The 17,482-nt window shown below is 62.2% G+C and carries 19 protein-coding genes; 12 read left to right on the top strand and 7 right to left on the bottom strand.

Annotation, left to right across the window (positions count from 1 at the left end):
- The coding region (locus tag VMA09_09260; GenBank protein HUA33778.1) for an IS1595 family transposase at positions 1-464 on the bottom strand (464 nt) is incomplete at its 3' end.
- A gap of 308 nt (positions 465-772) precedes the next feature.
- On the opposite strand from VMA09_09260, the gene VMA09_09255 reads away from it, so the two are divergent.
- Positions 773-1,234 (top strand): pyridoxamine 5'-phosphate oxidase family protein, encoded by a 462-nt coding sequence (locus tag VMA09_09255; protein HUA33777.1) that lies wholly within the window; start codon positions 773-775, stop codon positions 1,232-1,234.
- Positions 1,235-1,355: 121 nt separating this feature from the next.
- Here the strand turns inward: VMA09_09255 and VMA09_09250 are convergent, their stop codons facing one another.
- Positions 1,356-1,649 (bottom strand): 4a-hydroxytetrahydrobiopterin dehydratase, encoded by a 294-nt coding sequence (locus VMA09_09250; GenBank protein HUA33776.1) that lies wholly within the window; start codon positions 1,647-1,649, stop codon positions 1,356-1,358.
- A 116-nt stretch (positions 1,650-1,765) separates the two neighbouring features.
- Here VMA09_09250 and VMA09_09245 point away from each other — a divergent pair, with 116 nt between their 5' ends.
- The 3 genes from VMA09_09245 to VMA09_09235 are packed head-to-tail and all read left to right on the top strand — an operon-like array spanning position 1,766 to position 3,446.
- Positions 1,766-2,221, top strand: a complete 456-nt coding sequence (locus VMA09_09245) for a MaoC family dehydratase N-terminal domain-containing protein (GenBank protein ID HUA33775.1) — start codon at positions 1,766-1,768, stop codon at positions 2,219-2,221.
- 16 nt (positions 2,222-2,237) lie between these two features.
- A complete protein-coding gene (locus tag VMA09_09240; protein ID HUA33774.1) occupies positions 2,238-2,675 on the top strand; it encodes a MaoC/PaaZ C-terminal domain-containing protein in 438 nt (145 codons plus the stop codon).
- Positions 2,676-2,684: 9 nt separating this feature from the next.
- A complete protein-coding gene (locus VMA09_09235) occupies positions 2,685-3,446 on the top strand; it encodes a Phenylacetic acid catabolic protein (GenBank protein ID HUA33773.1) in 762 nt (253 codons plus the stop codon).
- A 253-nt stretch (positions 3,447-3,699) separates the two neighbouring features.
- Here VMA09_09235 and VMA09_09230 read toward each other — a convergent pair whose 3' ends face one another.
- Positions 3,700-5,523: an FAD-binding protein gene (locus VMA09_09230; protein ID HUA33772.1), complete on the bottom strand. Its 1,824-nt coding sequence runs from the start codon at positions 5,521-5,523 to the stop codon at positions 3,700-3,702.
- A 319-nt stretch (positions 5,524-5,842) separates the two neighbouring features.
- On the opposite strand from VMA09_09230, the gene VMA09_09225 reads away from it, so the two are divergent.
- The 7 genes from VMA09_09225 (at position 5,843) to VMA09_09195 (ending at position 12,702) form a co-directional block, all read left to right on the top strand.
- On the top strand, positions 5,843-6,694 hold the full coding sequence (locus VMA09_09225) for a helical backbone metal receptor (protein HUA33771.1): 852 nt from the start codon (positions 5,843-5,845) through the stop codon (positions 6,692-6,694).
- Positions 6,691-7,773, top strand: a complete 1,083-nt coding sequence (locus tag VMA09_09220; protein ID HUA33770.1) for an iron ABC transporter permease — start codon at positions 6,691-6,693, stop codon at positions 7,771-7,773. Before VMA09_09225 ends, VMA09_09220 begins: the two co-directional genes overlap by 4 nt.
- A complete protein-coding gene (locus tag VMA09_09215; protein ID HUA33769.1) occupies positions 7,770-8,561 on the top strand; it encodes a heme ABC transporter ATP-binding protein in 792 nt (263 codons plus the stop codon). Before VMA09_09220 ends, VMA09_09215 begins: the two co-directional genes overlap by 4 nt.
- A 48-nt stretch (positions 8,562-8,609) precedes the next feature.
- Positions 8,610-9,317 carry an HAD family hydrolase gene (locus tag VMA09_09210; GenBank protein HUA33768.1) on the top strand — a complete coding sequence of 236 codons (708 nt, stop codon included), beginning with the start codon at positions 8,610-8,612 and terminating at the stop codon, positions 9,315-9,317.
- Between the two features lie 79 nt (positions 9,318-9,396).
- Positions 9,397-10,326, top strand: coding sequence for a metallophosphoesterase (locus VMA09_09205; GenBank protein ID HUA33767.1), 930 nt, complete (start codon positions 9,397-9,399; stop codon positions 10,324-10,326).
- Complete coding sequence (hydA, locus tag VMA09_09200; protein ID HUA33766.1) at positions 10,327-11,727, top strand: dihydropyrimidinase; 1,401 nt, start codon at positions 10,327-10,329, stop codon at positions 11,725-11,727.
- A gap of 51 nt (positions 11,728-11,778) precedes the next feature.
- Positions 11,779-12,702, top strand: a complete 924-nt coding sequence (locus tag VMA09_09195) for an NAD(P)H-binding protein (GenBank protein ID HUA33765.1) — start codon at positions 11,779-11,781, stop codon at positions 12,700-12,702.
- Here VMA09_09195 and VMA09_09190 read toward each other — a convergent pair.
- Both VMA09_09190 and VMA09_09185 read right to left on the bottom strand, forming a co-directional pair.
- Positions 12,699-13,613 (bottom strand): cobalamin-binding protein, encoded by a 915-nt coding sequence (locus tag VMA09_09190; protein HUA33764.1) that lies wholly within the window; start codon positions 13,611-13,613, stop codon positions 12,699-12,701. The two genes, VMA09_09195 and VMA09_09190, sit on opposite strands and share 4 nt — an antisense overlap.
- Positions 13,614-13,626: 13 nt before the next feature.
- Positions 13,627-14,067 carry a hypothetical protein gene (locus VMA09_09185; protein ID HUA33763.1) on the bottom strand — a complete coding sequence of 147 codons (441 nt, stop codon included), beginning with the start codon at positions 14,065-14,067 and terminating at the stop codon, positions 13,627-13,629.
- Positions 14,068-14,283: 216 nt separating this feature from the next.
- Between VMA09_09185 and VMA09_09180 the strand changes: the two genes are divergently transcribed.
- A complete protein-coding gene (locus VMA09_09180; GenBank protein HUA33762.1) occupies positions 14,284-15,588 on the top strand; it encodes an Hsp70 family protein in 1,305 nt (434 codons plus the stop codon).
- Positions 15,589-15,591: 3 nt separating this feature from the next.
- Here VMA09_09180 and VMA09_09175 read toward each other — a convergent pair whose 3' ends face one another.
- Positions 15,592-16,569 (bottom strand): DUF523 and DUF1722 domain-containing protein, encoded by a 978-nt coding sequence (locus VMA09_09175; GenBank protein HUA33761.1) that lies wholly within the window; start codon positions 16,567-16,569, stop codon positions 15,592-15,594.
- The coding region (locus VMA09_09170; GenBank protein ID HUA33760.1) for a hypothetical protein at positions 16,557-17,482 on the bottom strand (926 nt) is incomplete at its 5' end. The genes VMA09_09175 and VMA09_09170, both read right to left, overlap by 13 nt.

The following is a 17,482-nucleotide window of genomic DNA, read 5'->3' as shown; positions in this document are numbered from 1 at the left end:
CGAACAAAATCGTTGTACGTCGAAAAATCGGTCTCTTCGACCATTTGGCAGACCACGTTTCCCTTGCGCGCGATCGCGCCGATGACCTCGACCTTACCCTTCTTGCCCTGATTACCACGCTGCCGCTGGCCGACGTGTTTGTTGCGCTCTTTTCCGCCGAGGTAAACCTCATCGACCTCGACCACGCCCATTAGCTTTTCCCATTGCGAATCCTTCATCGCCGAGCGAAGGCGCATACACTGATACCAAGTCGTGTGATAATTGTTCAGATGCTTCGATCCATACATCATTCGATGAATCTGTAGAGCGCTGATACCTTTCTTCGAGGTCAGCATTAAGTATCCGATTTTGAACCACGACTTGAGCGGACGCTTCGTGTTCTCAAGAATTGTGTGCGTGATAACGCTGAACCGATAGCCGTTCTGCTTGTTACAGACGAATACTTCGCCGGTCTCTTTGTTCACGCTTTCTTTGCCGCTCTTGCAAAGCCAGTTGAATGGCCTTGCCTTGAGTTCGTACACTTTTTCGTTCTTGCAGCGAGGGCATTTCACGACACCATCGGGCCAACGCATGTTCTTGATGTACTCGCGGCAAGCATTCTCGTTCCCAAAGCGTCGATCGAAGGCGTCTAGTGTTTGCATAGTCAAATAATAGCACTCAGATGAATCGGTGTCAACATCTTACTAATCACCCGCTTGACTTAGCGAAGAAAAAGCGAAACTATGCTGCCTTCGGTCGCTCAAAATCAATCGCATCGGGAGGTCAGCAATCCATGGCTTCGTGGCAGGATTTCGAAGATGTCGAACCTGAGATGGCCGCGGCGGGCAAAAAGCTTCTTTATCAGCACGGGCCCGGACTCGCCTTTCTCGCGACGATTCGCAAGGACGGCGGTCCGCGGCTGCATCCGATTTGCCCGACCGTCGTGAACGGCCGCCTTTACGCGCTGATCCTCTCGACAACTTACAAGTTCGGCGATCTGAAGCGCGACGGCCGCTACGCGCTCCATACCTTCCCGCCGAACGAGAACGATGACGAATTCCTGGTGATGGGTCGTGCCGCTGTCATCAACGACGAGTCAATCGCCGCCGCCGTCCGCGCCGACCAGGTTGCGCGCGGCATGACCTCGACCAACGACGAAGTCGCCGTCGAGTTTCGAATCGAGCGCGTGATGTGGGCGAAATATCCCGGCGGCCACGGCACTTTCCCGCCGAAATACACGGTCTGGCTCGCCTGAAGCTCAGCAACAGAATTTCAGAGATCGCCACAAAGGCACGAGGGCACAAGAAAAAGCTATTCGAAGCCGCGCAGCGCGGCTTCGCTTCGTGTCTTGGTGACTTAGTGGTCTGCCTGATTCTTCAATGCTTCACGTCGGCATACGCAGCCTCGATATTCGTCGCGAGCTTGATGTCCTTGTCAGTCACGCCGCCGTCAGTATGCGTCGAGCATGAGAATGTGATGCGCGTGTAGTTGATCGTCATGTCCGGATGATGGTCGGCGGCTTCGGCGATCTCCGCGATACGGCCGACAAATTCGATCCCGTCCATGAACTCTTTGAACTTGATCTGCTTCACGAGCGCATTGTTCTTGTATTCCCATCCCGGCAGGGCTTTGAGCTTATCGGCGATCTGTTCGGCACTGAGCTTGGCCATCTGAATTTCTCCGTGGAATTTTCGCTGTGAGCGCGCCGAATTATGCGCGGACGCCATTAACGAGATCGTGCGCCCTGTGCTAATACAAGGTCAAATTCAGCGAAGGTGTTCCTGCGATGGCGAACAAGGTCGTGACTGACGAGGTCCGCAAGCAAATCGGCAAGACGGGAGAGGCGCGAACCTACGAGGTTGAGCGCGGCGCGATTCGGCGCTTCGCCGAAGCGATCGGCGATACGAGCCCGCTCTTCAACGACGAGTCCGGCGCGCGCAAAACGCGCTTCGGCGGCATGATCGCGCCGCCGACTTTCTGCCGCTCGCTCGGCTCGCCGATTCCCAACGTCACCCTGCCAGCGCTCGGCGAATCGTTCCGCGGCCTCGACGGCGGCTCGGACTGGGAATATTTCCATCCGATTCGCCCTGGAGATCGAATCACCGTACAATCGAAGCTCGCCGACCTGCGCGAGTCCGAAGGCCGCCTCGGTCCGATGGTCTTCATCACGATCGAGACCAGCTACACCAACCAGTTCGGCGAGCTGTGCGCGACGCAGCGCTCGACCGGCATCCGCTACTAGGACGGGAGAGACTCTGATGGCGAAGCAGACTTATTTCGAAGACGTCGAAGTCGGCAGCGAAATCGCACCGCTGGAGAAGGATCCCACGACGCAACAGCTCGTAAAGTATGCTGGCGCATCCGGTGACTTCTACCAGATTCATTACGACAAGGACTTCGCGCTCGCCAACAAGCTGCCCGGCGTTATTCTGCACGGCGCGCTCAAGAATGCGTTCCTCGGCCAGCTCATGACCGACTTCGCGGGTGAGCAGGGATGGGTGCGCAAGCTCTCCGTGCAATATCGCGGCATGGATCAGCCCGCCAGCAAGGTAATCTGCCGCGGCAAGGTGACGAAGAAATACACCGACGCGGGCCGTCCCGCCGTCGATTGCGAGATCTGGCTCGAGAACGCCAAGGGCGAAAAGACCACGCCCGGCAGCGCAACGGTCTATCTGCCTACGCGCGCGGCGCATTAGTGAGAGACGATGCCAGTCCGGCGTGAGTATCCGCCGAATTCGATCGGCGCCGATGAAATCAAGGCGGGCCGCATCGATCCGCATTACGTGAAGGTACTGTCGCGGTTGCTCGCCGCTCACGCGATGGCTGAGAAGCTGACGGCGCTTGGCTATGAGCGCGCGATCGAGACGCTCGCCAATCCGATGCTCGAGCCGATCCTGCGCAAGAACCTCGGCGAGGAGCGCAAGCATGCGCGCCTCGTCTATCGCGCGCTCGAGGAAATCGGCATCACGCAGCAGGCCGCCGATCGCTCGATGATCACGGTCATCAAGGCGCCGTCATTCGACGCGCCGAGCTACTTTGCCGGGCGCTTCACGGGCGAGCTCGACTTCCTGATGGCGTCGCTCAGCGTCGATTCCACCGGCCTCATCATGATCGGCGTCAATTACAAGGATTCGAGCTACACGCCGCATGCGCGCGCCGCCGAAGTCATCCTCGAAGAAGAAGCCGAGCACGACATGTTCGCGCTCGAGCAGCTGGGCGCCGCGATCGACCGCTTCGGCCGCGAGGCGGTCCAGGCCGCTCTGCGCCAATGGCTCCCGCGCGCAGTGAATTTCTTCGGCCCGCCCGGCAGCGGGTTTACCTACGATTGTATCCGCTACGGCCTGAAAACCCGCGACAACGAAGAACTGGCCGAGCTCTACGTCACGATGCTCGAGAAAAAATGCGATCAGCTAGGCCTCGAAATGCCTCGGCTGACAACCAGTTATCCCCACGCCCTAGCAAACTAGACTCTAATACCTCTCTCCGACCTGACCAGCGAGAGCTTGCCCCGCACGAAGCACGCGCCGCATGAGGGTCGCCTGCGGATCGACAAAACACCTGCGCACGAAGTCATCGGCGCGTAACGACTTCAAGCAGTCAACAGGCAACCCTCACCCGGCGCCGCGTTGCGGCGCCGACCTGCCCCAGGTCAGGGGGAGGGATTTCGGTGACGAACCCAGGTTTACAACCCGCTCCTCGCTGCGAGGGTTCGGAAATTCGCTATGCGAGGCGGCGCTGCAGCGCGTCCTGCAATGGTGGCAGGAGCGTTTGCCAGTCGCCGACGAGGCCGATGTTGGCGCGCTCGAAGATCGTCGCTTCGGGATCGTTGTTGATCGCAACAATCGTCTGCGCGCGCTTGAGGCCGCAGGTGTGATTCGGCGCGCCGCGCACCGCAATCGCGAAATAGAGCCGCGGATCGATCGACTTGCCCGTAAGGCCCACCTGCACCTGGCGCGGAATCCATCCCTGGTCCGTGACGCGCCGCGTGGCGCAGATCGCAGCGCCGATTGTGCGCGCGAATTTCGAAACTTTCGCAACGCCTTCCGCTCCGCCGATTCCGACGCCGACTCCGACCACAACCTCAGCGCCATCGAGCGGAAGGATCGTCGTGTCGAGCAGTGAATGCTCCTTGATAAGCCGGCTCTTCGGCGCGCCGACCTCGGGCCGCGCGATTTCGATTTCGGCCGAGCGCTCCGCGCACGGGTCCGCGAGCTCGAGAACGCCTTGCCGCACGGTCGCCATCTGCGGATACGTTTTTGAAAAAATCGGCGCGACGATATTTCCGCCGAAGGCCGGCTTGAGCGCAATCATCCGCTGCTGGGCATCGAGCTCGAGCCCGATCGCATCTCCGGTCAGTCCGAGCCCGAGTCGCGCGGCCAGCCGCGGTCCCCAATCGCGCCCGCGCTCGGTCGCGCCCAGCAATAAACCCCACGGTTCGCGATCCTTGACGAGGCGCCCCACCGCTTCCGCAGCAGCTTCGGGCGTGTACGGGTTGAGTGCAGGACTATCGATTGCGATGACGCGGTCGGCGCCGTAGCTCGCGAGCAGTCCCGCGTGCTTTGCGATCGACGCCGGAAATCCAACGGCAACCACCGCGCCGCCGAGCTTCGCCGTGAGCTCGTCAGCCGTGGACAATAGCTCGAGCGTGCCGCGCGTAACGCGGCCTTCGAGGTCGGTTTCACATGCGACCCACACGTCGCGCCCGCGCACGCTCGCGCGAATATCCTTCGCAATGTGGCGCCGATGGTGCTCGCGCGGCGCGAGTGCGCCAACTCGATCGAGCTCTTCGATTACCGCAGCGGCGGCGCGCTCCGGATCGCTGGTGTCAATCTGTTTACACTCGGACTTGATCGTTTCGACGATTCGGATCTCCTCGACCCAGGTCGGCGAGCCCGCAAGTCCGAGCTTGCGCGGATCGGCGCCGAGGTTGCCCGCGCTAAGCACGGCCAGCGGTTTCGATGCCGCCGCGTCGGCCGCGCCCGGCTTCACCTTGATCGGTTGCGCGACGCGCTCGGCACAGGTCAGCACCACAGGCAGCGCGGCTTCGACTTCTTCGTAGCCCTCGTCGCTTTCGCGCTCGGCGCGGATCGTATGCCCGTCGAGCTCGACCTTGCGCGCGCCGGTTATCTGCGCGGCGCCAATCAGCTCCGCGATCTCAGGACCAACCTGCCCCGTCTCAGCATCGAGCGAATACTTGCCGAGCAAGATGAGGTCGAACTTCTCGCGCTTAAGGAACGCCGCGAGCACTTTCGCTGTCGCGAGCGTGTCAGAACCCGCGAACCCGCGATCCGTAAGATGCACCGCCTTGTCCATCCCCATCGCCAGCGCGTCCATCAGCGCGTCGCGCGCCTGCGGCGGTCCCATTGTGACGACGGTGGTTTCGCCGCCATGCCTGGCCTTGAGCTCGGCAGCGAGCGAGACCGCGCGCAAGTCGAAAGCGCTGATCACGTTGGGACCGTCGCGCTTGATGGTCTTGGTGGCGGCGTCGAAGTTGGCTTCTTCGATAAGCGGAATCTGCTTGATGCAAATGGCGAACTTGAACACTAGAGCTAACTCCTTGTGATGGAAGCCGTATGAGAACGCAGCAACGACAGTCCTGGACTGATGCGTTGCCGCGCCTTCGTTGCAATCGTTCGCGGGACAGACTTCCCTTCCCGATGCGGGAAGGGAAAGAGAGTTAGGTCGATTCTCTGGTGGCTGATCACAAGCACGACCTAACCCCTACCCGCAAGGGAAGGGGAACCAGAACTGCCATCGATTGACTTTACGATTGCCAAAGCTTTGTTGCACGGGAGGCTAGATTAGCTACGCGCGCCGATGCAACCCGATTACGCGCCGCGTCGGAATCGGATAGCTTTGCCGTGTGAGATTTTTCCGCCTCGCGATTGCTGTCTGCCTCTTCTTTCTACTTGCGGCCGTGAGCGCCGCGCCGATGCGGATTGTATCGCTCGCTCCTTCGGTAACCGAAGATCTGTTCGCGCTCGGCGCCGGTCCCGAAGTGGTCGGCGTTTCGCGCTATTGCGACTACCCGCCCGAGGTGACGAAGCTGCCGAAAGTCGGCACGTTCCTCACGCCGAATCTCGAGTCGATCATCGGACTGCGGCCGACGCTGATCGCCGGGCTCGGGCTTTCGTCCGATCAACGCGAGCTGCGCGCGCTTGCGAAGCTGGGCTATCCAATCGTACTCGCCCAGGACGAGTCACTCGATCAGATCGAAGACAGCATTAACCGGATTGGCGCCGCGACCGGACGCGAACGTGAGGCGCGCGACCTCGTCGCACAAATTCATTCGCAGATCGGCGAGGTGCGCGAGCGGCTTGCCAGTGCCTCCGCGCCGCGCGTGCTGATGCTCGTCGGCCATCAGCCGATGGTGGCGGTCGGCCGCGGCACCTACCTCGACGACCTGCTGCACATCGCGCGCGCCGACAATATCGCCGACGTTTCCGGCGAGCAGTGGCCGCGGCTCAGTGTCGAGTACGTTATTGCTATGCGCCCCGATGTGATCCTCGACGGCTCGATGGGCAGCGACCCGTCGCGCCCGGTGAAGTACTGGGATCGCTATCCAACGATTCCCGCCGTGATCAACCATCGCGTGTTCGGCTATCCCGACGATCCGATTCTGCACGCCGGCCCGCGCGTCGGGCAGTCGCTGCAGATGCTCGCGACGCTGATTCATCCCGCCGCGTTCAGTACCGCGAAAGTGACATCGAGATGAGCGCTTCGCCGATTCCTAAGCTCAAAGTCAACGAACCGGCGCGATCGCCGATGCGCACGCATGATCTCTCGCGAGCGCATCTGACGCGCGGGCGGATGTTCGCGATCCTCGGCAGCTTGATCGCGATCCTCGCTGCATGCGCGCTCATCGCGGTTTCGTTCGGCAGCGTTCATATCAGTCTGCTGCGCGCGATTTCCGACCCGTCGAGTCCCGACCATGCGATCTTCTTCGCCGCGCGGCTGCCGCGGGTGCTGATGGGTATCGCGATCGGCGCGGTGCTCGCTTCAGTCGGCGCGGCGCTGCAAGCCCTGGTGCGCAATCCCCTCGCCGAGGGCGGGATCCTTGGCATCTCCGGCGGCGGCGCGCTTGGCGCGATCGTCGCGCTCGTGATGTTCTCGCGGCTGGGCGGTGGCGAGGCCGTCGTGCCGCTATTCGCATTCGGCGCGGCGCTGCTCTCGACGCTCGCCGTCTATCGCCTCGCGCTCGTTGACGGTCAGCTCGATCCGCTGACGCTCCTGCTCTGCGGCGTGATCTTCAACGCGTTCTGGGGCGCGGCGATCATGCTCGTGAACAGCGTGGTGAACTTTTATTTCACGCACAGCATCCTCTTTTGGCTGATGGGCAGTCTCGAGGCGCCGACCTACAGCGAAGTCGCGATCGTTTCCGCGCTCGGCCTCGTCGGTTTCGCGGTTCTTATGTTCCACGCGCGCGATATGAATCTGCTCGCGCTCGGCGACGAATCCGCGGCGGAGCTTGGGGTCAATGTGGATCGCCTACGGCGGCTCACGTTCTTTGCGACCTCGATCATGATCGGTGCGGCTGTTTCGGTGAGCGGAATTATTACCTTCGTCGGGCTGATCGTGCCGCATACCTTGCGCCTGGCGTTCGGCTCCGATCATCGGCTGCTGCTGCCCGCCTCGCTGATCGGCGGGGCGGCATTCATGGTCGCCGCGGATCTCCTCGCGCGTATCGTGATCGCTCCCGCCGAAATTCCCGTCGGTGCGATCACGGCGCTCTGCGGCGGTCCGTTCTTCATCCTGATGCTGCGGCGCGAGAGCCGCCGGCCGTTTTCGCTATGAATCCCACGCCAGCGCTGCGCGCCGAAAGCATCCGCGCCGGCTACGGCGATATCGATGTGTTGCGCGCGATTTCACTCGAAGTGAGCGCAGGAGAAATGCTCGCAATCGTGGGCCCCAACGGCGCTGGCAAATCGACCCTGCTGAAAGTCCTCGGCGGTGCGATGCGTCCCGCGTCGGGCAAGGTCGAGCTGCTCGGCCGCTCGCTCGACGCCTTCGATCGCCGCGAGCTCGCGCGCAGCGTCGCCGTCGTCAACCAGGAGAACGCCGTCGCATTTCGATTCTCGGTGCTCGAAGTCGTCTTGATGGGCCGCGCGCCGCATCTTGGCGCGTTTCATTTCGAATCGCCGCGCGATCTCGAAATCGCGAGCGCCGCGCTGGCGCGCTTCGATCTCGAGCCATTTGCGCATCGCCATATCCAGGAACTCTCCGGCGGTGAGCGCAAGCGGGTTTTCCTCGCGCGAGCCGTGGCACAGGAACCGCGCGTGACGCTGCTCGATGAGCCGACAGCGTTTCTCGATCTGAAGCACGTGGCCGAAATCATGACGGTGTTCCGCGAGTTGTGCGCGGCGCGCGCGATGTCGGTCGTCGCCACGATGCACGATCTGAACGCCGCGGCGATATATGCTGATCGCGTAATGCTCATGAAAGACGGCGCGGCCGTGGGATGCGGTCCGCCGGCCGAAATTCTCACCGCCGACAACCTGCGCCGCGTCTACGAAACCGAGGTTTACGTCGGGCGTAACCCTTCTACGGGAGCATTGATGATCCTGCCGGCCGGCGGCGGCTGATTCTTAAAATTTGCCACGGTTGCCGGATGGGGTTAGGATCAAAGAGCGATGGGCTCATTTGGCGCCTCACGTTTGAATCTAATCTTCGATGCTGACGACACGCTCTGGGACTCGAATATTCATTTCCTTGAAGCCTTCGACGAATTCGCGGCGGCGGTCATCGACGCCGGGCTTCCGCTCGATCGAATCAAGATTCACGACGCCGTCCGCAAAGCCGAGCTCGAGCTGATCAAATCGCACGGTTACGGCCGCCGTCCCTATATTCTCGCGCTCCATCGCGCGGCCTCTGATATGACGCAGGGAGATGACGACTCCGGGCTTCGCGATGAGATCGAACGAATCGGCGCGAATCTGATGGAGCGGCATTGCGAGCTATTGCCCGGCGTCGAACCCACCGTGAAGGATCTCGCCAAGCGCCATCGCCTGATGATGTTCACCAAGGGTCAGCGCGACGAGCAGTTGCGCAAGCTCGACCGCTCCAAGCTCGGCCATCTGTTCGATCGGGTCGAGACGCCGCGCGAAAAAGACGTCGAGGCCTATCAGCGCCTGGTGCAGGAAGCGAATCTCGATTGCGAAGAAACCTTCATGATCGGCAACAGCCCGCGCTCCGACATCAATCCCGCCGTCAAAGCCGGCCTGCGCGCGGTCTACATCCCGCATCCCCATACCTGGGACCTCGAGCACGAGGAAATCGAGATGGTCGAAGGTCGCGTCATTGAAGTGAGTACCTTTCGACGCCTGATCGAGCTATTCTGATAGGCTGATTGTGATGTCCACCGCGGGCTTAAGGAAACACGAACCGCAGGATGAGCGGCCTCGGCGCGCCACTCAGGCCGTGCCGCGCCGCAAACCGCCCCTCGCGTTGCGTCCGCTACATCGCATGTGGCGGCGCACGATCGACAACGTGTTGGTCTCCGAGATCGCGCTGCCGGTCCGCGAATTACCCGAAGCGCTGAGCGGCGTCGTCGCCTGCCAGATCAGCGATTTTCATCTCGATCGCGATGAAGACGTGGCGCGCCTACATGGCGCGGTCGAAGCGATCAACCAGGAGCATCCGGACTTCGTTTTTCTGACCGGCGACTACTTTTCCGGGCCTGACACGATGCGCCGCTATCTCGGCGAGTTTCGCGATTCGCTGCGGCACTTGAAGCCGCGCCTCGGCGTGTTCGCGATCCTGGGCAATCATGACCACTGGTCATCCGCCGATCAGATAGCGACCACGCTCAAGCATTCGAACGCTGATGTTCTCATTAACGAGAGCCGCCGGCTCAGGCTGCGCGGCGAGGAACTAGTGATCGTCGGAATCGATGACCTGTGGTCGCGGCGGGCTGAACCCGCGCGCGCGTTTGCCAATGTCGGCGCCGACGACGCCACGATCGTGCTCGCGCACAATCCCGACACTGCTCTCTATGCGCGTCACCTGAAACCGGGCGTGATGCTATCCGGGCACACCCACGGTGGCGTGGTGCGAATTCCGTTTTACGGCTCGCCGCTCAAGTCGATTCTCAAGATCGGCAAGCAGTTCTATTCGGGACTCAATCGCTACGAGGATTTTTACATCTACACCAATCGCGGCCTCGGCACTTTCTGGCTGCGCATCCGCATCAATTGCCCGCCGGAAGTTTCGCGCTTCAGCCTGACGCAGTATTCCGAACAAGCTGCCGCCACCGCACCTCAGCCCGAGGTTCGCCTCGAAGAAAAACGGCGCCGGCGCCGCAACGTCGTACGCCAAATCGGCTCTAAGGTTAGAAAGAGGAAACGCTAAGTGAGCGCGCCCGCGGCGTTCGATCTCGCGATAACCGGCGCGACGGTTGTGACGCGCGCGGGATCGTCGTTGGCCGACGTGGCGATCAGTGGTGGCACGATCGCGAAGATCGGAGCGCCGGGATCGCTCGGCGCGACGGCAAAAACGATCGATGCGCGGGGGATGCTGCTGCTGCCGGGCGCCGTCGATCCGCATACGCATCTCGACGCCGAGATGTTCAATCTCCACACGATCGATGACTTCGAGTCAGGCACCGTCGCGGCCGCGGCTGGAGGCGTGACGTCGATCATCGACTACGCTTTCCAGGCCCAGGGCGGCACGCTCGCGGGCGCGATCGAGAAATGGCAGGCGAAGGCGGAAGGCCGCGCCGTTATCGACTACGGGTTTCATATCGCGCTGCTCGATCCGACGCCCGAAGCGATCGCCGAGATTCCGCGGATGGTCGAGCGCGGCTTCACCAGTTTCAAGATCTTCATGATGATGAACTTCGAGGCGCGCGCGAGAGACTTCCTGCGCGCCTTTCGAACCGCGGGCGAAGCGGGCGCGCTGCTGACGATTCACGCCGAGGACGAAAATCTTATCGGCTACTGCACCGAGATGCTGCTGCGGGCCGGCAAGCAGAGCGTCGAGCATTTTCCCGCCAGCCGCCCGCCGATTGTCGAGGGCGCGGCGGTGAAGCGTGCGCTGGCGATGACGCAGGTGGCGGGCGGCGCCCCCGCATACTTCGTGCATCTCTCGTCGCGCGATGCGATCGCCGCGATTCGCGCGGCGCGCTCCAACGGCCGCGCCGTCCTCGCCGAAACGCGGCCAATCTATCTCTATCTCACCGAAGAGCGGTTCCATGAGCCGGATGGCGCGCGCTATGTCGGCTATCCTCCGCTGCGCACCGAGGAGCATCGCGAGGCAATCTGGGAAGCGCTCGCGGACGGCACCGTCGATGTCGTCGCGACCGATCATTGCAGTTGGACGCTCGGTCACAAGCGCTCGGCCAATCGCTTCACGCGCGTGATGCCGGGGATGTCGAACCTCGAAACTCTCGTGCCGATGCTTTATTCCGAGGGCGTTGCGAAGGGCCGTATCTCGCTCGAGCGGATGGTCGATCTCGTCGCGACTAATCCTGCGCGCATTTTCGGGCTCTACCCGCGCAAGGGCGCAATCGTCGAAGGCGCGGACGCCGACCTCGTCATTTTTGATCCGAACCGCAAGGTGACGGTGCACAGTCCCGAGATGCACTCCCGTGCCGACTACGATCCGTTCGAAGGCTTCGAGGTCACGGGCTGGCCCGCTATGACAATCTCGCGCGGCGAGGCGATCGTCACAAATCGCCGCGATGATGCGCGTCGCGGTCGCGGTGAGCTGCTGACTCGCGCCGCGTTCGATTCGAACTGGCGCAGCTTCTAAGGCTTCTCCCGGCCACGCTGGCGAGGTAGCCTCGTTTCCACACGAGGTTCCATGGAGCACAGACTGGTTGCGATCGCGGGGGGATCGGGATTCATCGGCCGCGCAATCGCGCGGCGACTTTCCTCATTGCCGGGCACGCGAGTGCGAATACTCTCACGCAATCCCGACCAGGCGCGCGCACAAATCACGATACCCAACGCCGAGTTCGTGAAGGGCGACGTGACGGTGTCGGCGTCGCTGCGCGACGCGCTCGCGGGCGCGACTACGGTCGTGAATGCGACGCAGTTCGACGGTTATCCGGTAGAGAATCCCTCGCGCGGGCTTACGTTCGAGCGTGTCGACTTCGCCGGCACGGTCGCGCTGCTCGATGCCGCCAAGGCGGAGAACATCGCGCAGTTCATCTACATAAGCGGCGCGGCGGCCGACGAGACGAGCCTTCATCCCGGCTTTCGCGCCAAGGGGCTGGCAGAGCGCGCGATCCGCGAATCGGGTTTGACCTACACGATTTTCCGCCCGTCGCTCGTTTACGGACCGGAAGACAAGGTGCTCAACGGTTTCGTCAAGGCGATGCGTCTCGCGCCGATCTTTCCCGTTCCCGGCACTGGGCAGCAGAAGGTGCAGCCCGTGCTCGTCGACGATCTCGCGGCCTGCGTTGCACTTGCGTTCACGGGCAAAGGTGCGAACGAGAGTTACGATGTGGGAGGCCCCGACCTGATAACTTTCGATGAGATGATGAAGGCCGTGATGGAAGCCAGCGGCATTCACCGGCCAATCATCCATGTTCCTGAAACTCTCATGCGCGCGTTCGGCGCAATCGCTGAAAAGCTGCCGAAGCCAATGCTGTCACGCGACGCGGTCACGTTCGTCACCGCAGACAACGCCTGCAACATCGCGCCGCTCGTCGCAGACTTCAAAATTCAGCTCACGCCGATGAAGGCCGGACTCGCTTATCTCGCGAAAAAGAACGGCGGCTAGAGCCGGCGCCAGCCGGAGCCTTCGTGACCGAAGCTGAAAATTTCGGGATGGATAATCTCGGCGAGAATTTCGAGCGAATCGACGATTCGCGGTCCCGGGCGATTGAAATACTGATTGCCGTCGGCGACGAAGACTCTGCCCTCGCGCACCGCACGCAGCGTTGCCCATCCTTCGCGCCGCGTGAGTGTATCGGTTTCGTCCATCGTGCGCGCGATCGGAAAGCCGCAGGGTGAGATCAGGATCGCATCGGGATCCTTCGCCGCGAATTCGTCGAACGTCATCTTGGGCGAATGCTCGCCCGGCTGGCCGAACAGGTTGACGCCGCCCGCCTGCTCGATGAGCTCGGGCATCCAGTTCGCCGCCGCCATCAACGGATCGAGCCATTCGATCGTCGCAAGCGACGGGCGCGATTTGGTGTGCTGTGCCTTGGCCGCGATATCGGCCATCCGCGTGCGCAGGCGCTGAGTCAAATCGACGCCGCGCTGATGTGCGTCGAGCGCATCCGCCACGTACTGCATGTCATTGAACAAGTCGGCGAGCCCGTAGGGCTTAAGCGATACGATCTTCGGCGGCGCGCCGATCCAATCGGCGACCGCCTCCTGCACCTCGCTCTCGTTTACGGCGCACACCTCGCATTGCGATTGCGTGACGATCGCGTCAGGGCGCAGCGCGCGCAACTTGTCTGCGTCTACGCGGTAGACCGCGAGCGCATCGGCGACGATTCGCTTCACATCGCGATCGATCTGCGCGCTCGAGCCCTGGGGCTTGAACTTGGGCTCCGTCAGTACGGGCAGCCGCGCCACTGATACGGGGAAATCGCATTCGTGCGAGCGTCCGACGAGATCGTTTTCGAATCCCAGCGCGCATACGATCTCGGTCGCACTTGGCAGCAGGCTCACGATACGCGGCATGCGAATTCTCTCCTCATTGCGCGCTCGGCGCTTGCGCGACCGATTGCAGGCGGCATTCCTTGATCTCGCCCTTCGCGAGATCAGTATCGACCACGGCGAGATGAACCTGGCCGTTGCTGCCATACTCCTCGCGCACGTAGTAGGCGCCGTCGGGCTCGGCGGTGAATTGAAGCGGACTGGCGGTGCCTCCCGCGGTGCAGGTTACCGGACCCGCGTCGTTGTAGAAGGTGTGATAGCCGCCGGCCTCGAGCTCGATACTATCGTGCCCGCAGGTGACCATCGGTGAATTTCCCGAACCGAGGAAGTGCCACGGGCGGTAGATGTAAATCACGCTCTTCGACGCCGACATCGGCACGGGCTTATAGTCGTCGCCCTGCACTTCGCCGCACCCCGCAGCCGCGAGCATCAGCACTCCGCTCAATAGTAATGGTATCAGTGAGATTTTAAGCTTCATCAAAATCGCGCGGCCGTGAGGGCCACGCCCAAGTCTCGCAGAAACCGCCGGCGCGATGAAGCTGCCGAAAACAAAAACGGACGAGTTGCCTCGTCCGTTCCGTTCGCGATGACGATTCCGGTCGTCATCCTCATGCTTTGGCAAGTATATGCGGAAAGCTCCACGTTGACAACGATTCAACGCGCCGCAACGCTGGTTGGATGAGGTACCACGAAAATGAGTACTGAGGTGCGCGCGGTCGGCGTCGATTTCGGCACCACCAACAGCGCGATTGCGATCATCGACGGGTCGGGCGAGCCGCGGCTGGCGAGCTTTCGCACCGCCGATGCGCGGGCGATGGCCGACACCTTCCGCTCGATCCTCTTCTTCGAGGCGATCGAGGAAACCGGCGGCACCGAGGCGCCGCTCGCGGTGGGCAATGATGCGATCCGGCGCTATCTCCAAGCGGGAGGCCAGGGCCGTCTCATCCAATCGCTCAAGTCATTTCTTGCCGATCGGACTTTCGACAGCACTGATATCATGGGCGAGACCTACGCGCTCGGCGATCTCATTGCGCCGATCCTGAACTCGTTGCGCGACGCCGCGATCGCGCAGTTCGGCAAGCTGCCGCCGCGCGTAGTCGTGGGACGGCCGGTGAACTTCGCGTCCTCGGTTACTGCTGATGACAGTCTCGCGCGCAGCCGCCTCGATGTAGCCGTGCGCCGCGCGGGATGGGATGACGTGATCTTCGAGTACGAGCCCGTCGCTGCAGCGTATGACTACGCGATGCGCATCGGGCGCGAAGAGGTCGTTCTCATCGGAGACTTTGGCGGCGGCACGAGCGATTTTTCACTGCTCAAGCTGGCACCCGCTTCTGGAGCGGCCGCGCCGCCACGCTACGAAATTCTTGGCAACGACGGCGTCGCGATCGCGGGCGACGCTTTCGATGGCCGCATCATGCGCTACCTGGTTGCGCCGGCGCTCGGACGCGGCAGCCGCTATAAGACTCCGTACGGTGTCGTGCTGCCCGCGCCGACATGGCCATACACGCGGCTCGAGCGATGGCACTACCTGTCGATCCTGAAAGCGCCGATTACGATGGCGAAGCTCGAAGACCTGAAGCATCAGTCGCTCGAGCCCGACAAGATCGCCGCGTTCATCCGCGTGGTTGACTACGATCTCGGCTATTACCTCTTTCGATCGGTCGAGCAGACCAAGCTCGCGCTTTCGGATCTCGAATCAGCGGGCTTCGAGTTCCGCGACGGACCGATCGAGATCGTTGCCACAGTTGCGCGGCCCGAATTTGAAAAATGGATCGCGCGCTACCTCGAAGACATCGCGGGATGCGTCGATCGCTTGATCGCAAGCACCGCCGTCGCGCCCGAAAAAATCGATAGCGTATTCCTCACCGGCGGATCGTCGTTCGTCCCCGCCGTGCGCCGAATCTTCACCAACCGCTTCGGCGCCGACCGAATCAGAATGGGCAACGAATTCACCTCAGTCGCCCGTGGCCTCGCGCTGCGCGCCCTTCACGAAAATTAGGTCTCACACATGGTTGCGGAGCATCAGCTCCTTGGGATGTGGATCGAGGTAAACCTGGCCGCGCAGGTAGGCGATATCGAAGCGGTGCACGTAGTGCCGGAGCATAGTTAGCGGCACGACGAGCGGCACGAGGCCGTTGCGGTAGTCGTCGATCAATTCGGCGAGCTCGGCGCGCGCGGGTGAATCGAGATGCTCGCGCAGGTAGCCGGCCATGTGCTGCAGCACGTTGACGTGACGGGCGCGGGTCGCAGGCTTGCTGAGCGCGGCCATCGTGTTGCCGATGTAATGTTCGCGCACCTCGGCGCGTGAAATTTGCTTCGCATTCGCGACGAAGCGACCGAGTTCCGAATAGGCCTGCGGCGAATGCGCCATCAGCACGAGCTTGTGCGCCGTATGGAAGCCAACGAGGCCGCCGAGCGTCCATCGCGAGGCAAAAAATGATCGCAGCCGTCGATACGCGAAGATCCGCTCGATGAAATTCTCGCGCAGGCGGGGCTCGTTGAGCCGCCCTTCCTCTTCGATCGGCAAATTCGGAAAGCGCCTCATGAGCGCCGCGGCGAAAATGCCGACGCCATCACGCGAAGGCATCCCCGAATTGGCATAGATGCGCACGCGCTCCATCCCACAGCTCGGCGAGTTTTTCTTCAGCACGTAACCGCAGAGATCCTCCGCGTCGAGTTCGTCCGTGCGGCGGGTGGCGAACCGTTCCATCAGCGCGGTGCGATCGGTGCGGGATTTGTTGCCGATCATCTTCACCCGATCGCCGTCGCGCTCGAGCCTCAGCGATTCGCGCGGCACGCCGAGCCCCGCCTCGAGCTCGGGGCATACAGTAACGAACTCGACGAACGGCCCCAGCATATCGACCAGGAAATCGTCGCGCTTATGTCCGCCATCGAAGCGCACTTCTTCGCCAAGCAGACACGCCGATACGCCGATTCTGATTGTGCGCTCCGCCGAGCGTGATGTAGTCAGTCGCGCCATTGTTCAATGTAGGCGCGTGAACCGAACTTGCGCGAGGTGCTCTGAAACGACATGTAGCGAATCTTACCGTAGATGGGGCGCTCGGGTCCCCACGCGCGATCGTGCTTGCCGCCGATCGCCCATGCGATTCCGGCGTAGCCGTTGGGGTCGCGGCCGTCGAGCTCGTAGCGATCGTTGAGTCGTACTGCGATTTGATACGCGTCGCCGGCGCTGCGGCTCCATTCGAGAATCTTCTTCGCCCAGTACATCCGCATGTAGCCGTGCATCCATCCGGTGCGGACCATCTGACGCTGCGCGGCGTTCCACAGCGGATCGTAAGTCTCGGCGTTTTCGAGCTGGCGCTCGTTGTAGCGACACGGCCGCGGATCGCGCGCGTGCTCGGCGATCGTGCGCATCGCCCACGGCTCCGAGCTCGCAATCGATCTAAAGCGCGGATTGAAGCGCACGAAGTTAATCGCAAGCTCGCGGCGCACGATCATTTCTTCGAGGAACGCATCGCGATCTCCCGCGGGCGCATCGGCATCGCGCACGGCGAGCGCCACGGTATGCGGTCCGATCTGACCGAAGTGAAGATACGGCGAGAGCTGGCTGGTCGCATCGAGCTCGGGATGATTGCGATCGTCTTTGTAATGCGCCAGGCGCGCGCGAACGAATCGGCGCAGCGCGGCGAGCGCTTGGGTAGTGCCGCCGCGGAAGCCGGCAACGCATTGAACGGAAGAATCGACATGAACCATCCGCAGAAGCTCCGGACCGGGCGTGAGAGACGCGGGTTTGCGTTTTGGATTCCATCGCACGCGCACAGCGTGATTGCGAAGCGGCTTGAGAAACTCGTCGAGGCGTTCGCGGATTCGCGGACGGATGGTGCGCGCCGCGAAATGTTCGCGGCCAAGCAGCGCCGACGGAACGATCACGT

It is taken from the genome of Candidatus Binataceae bacterium (genome assembly GCA_035508495.1).
Lineage (GTDB): Bacteria > Desulfobacterota > Binatia > Binatales > Binataceae > JASHPB01.
This window is presented reverse-complemented; position numbering and strand designations above follow the sequence as displayed.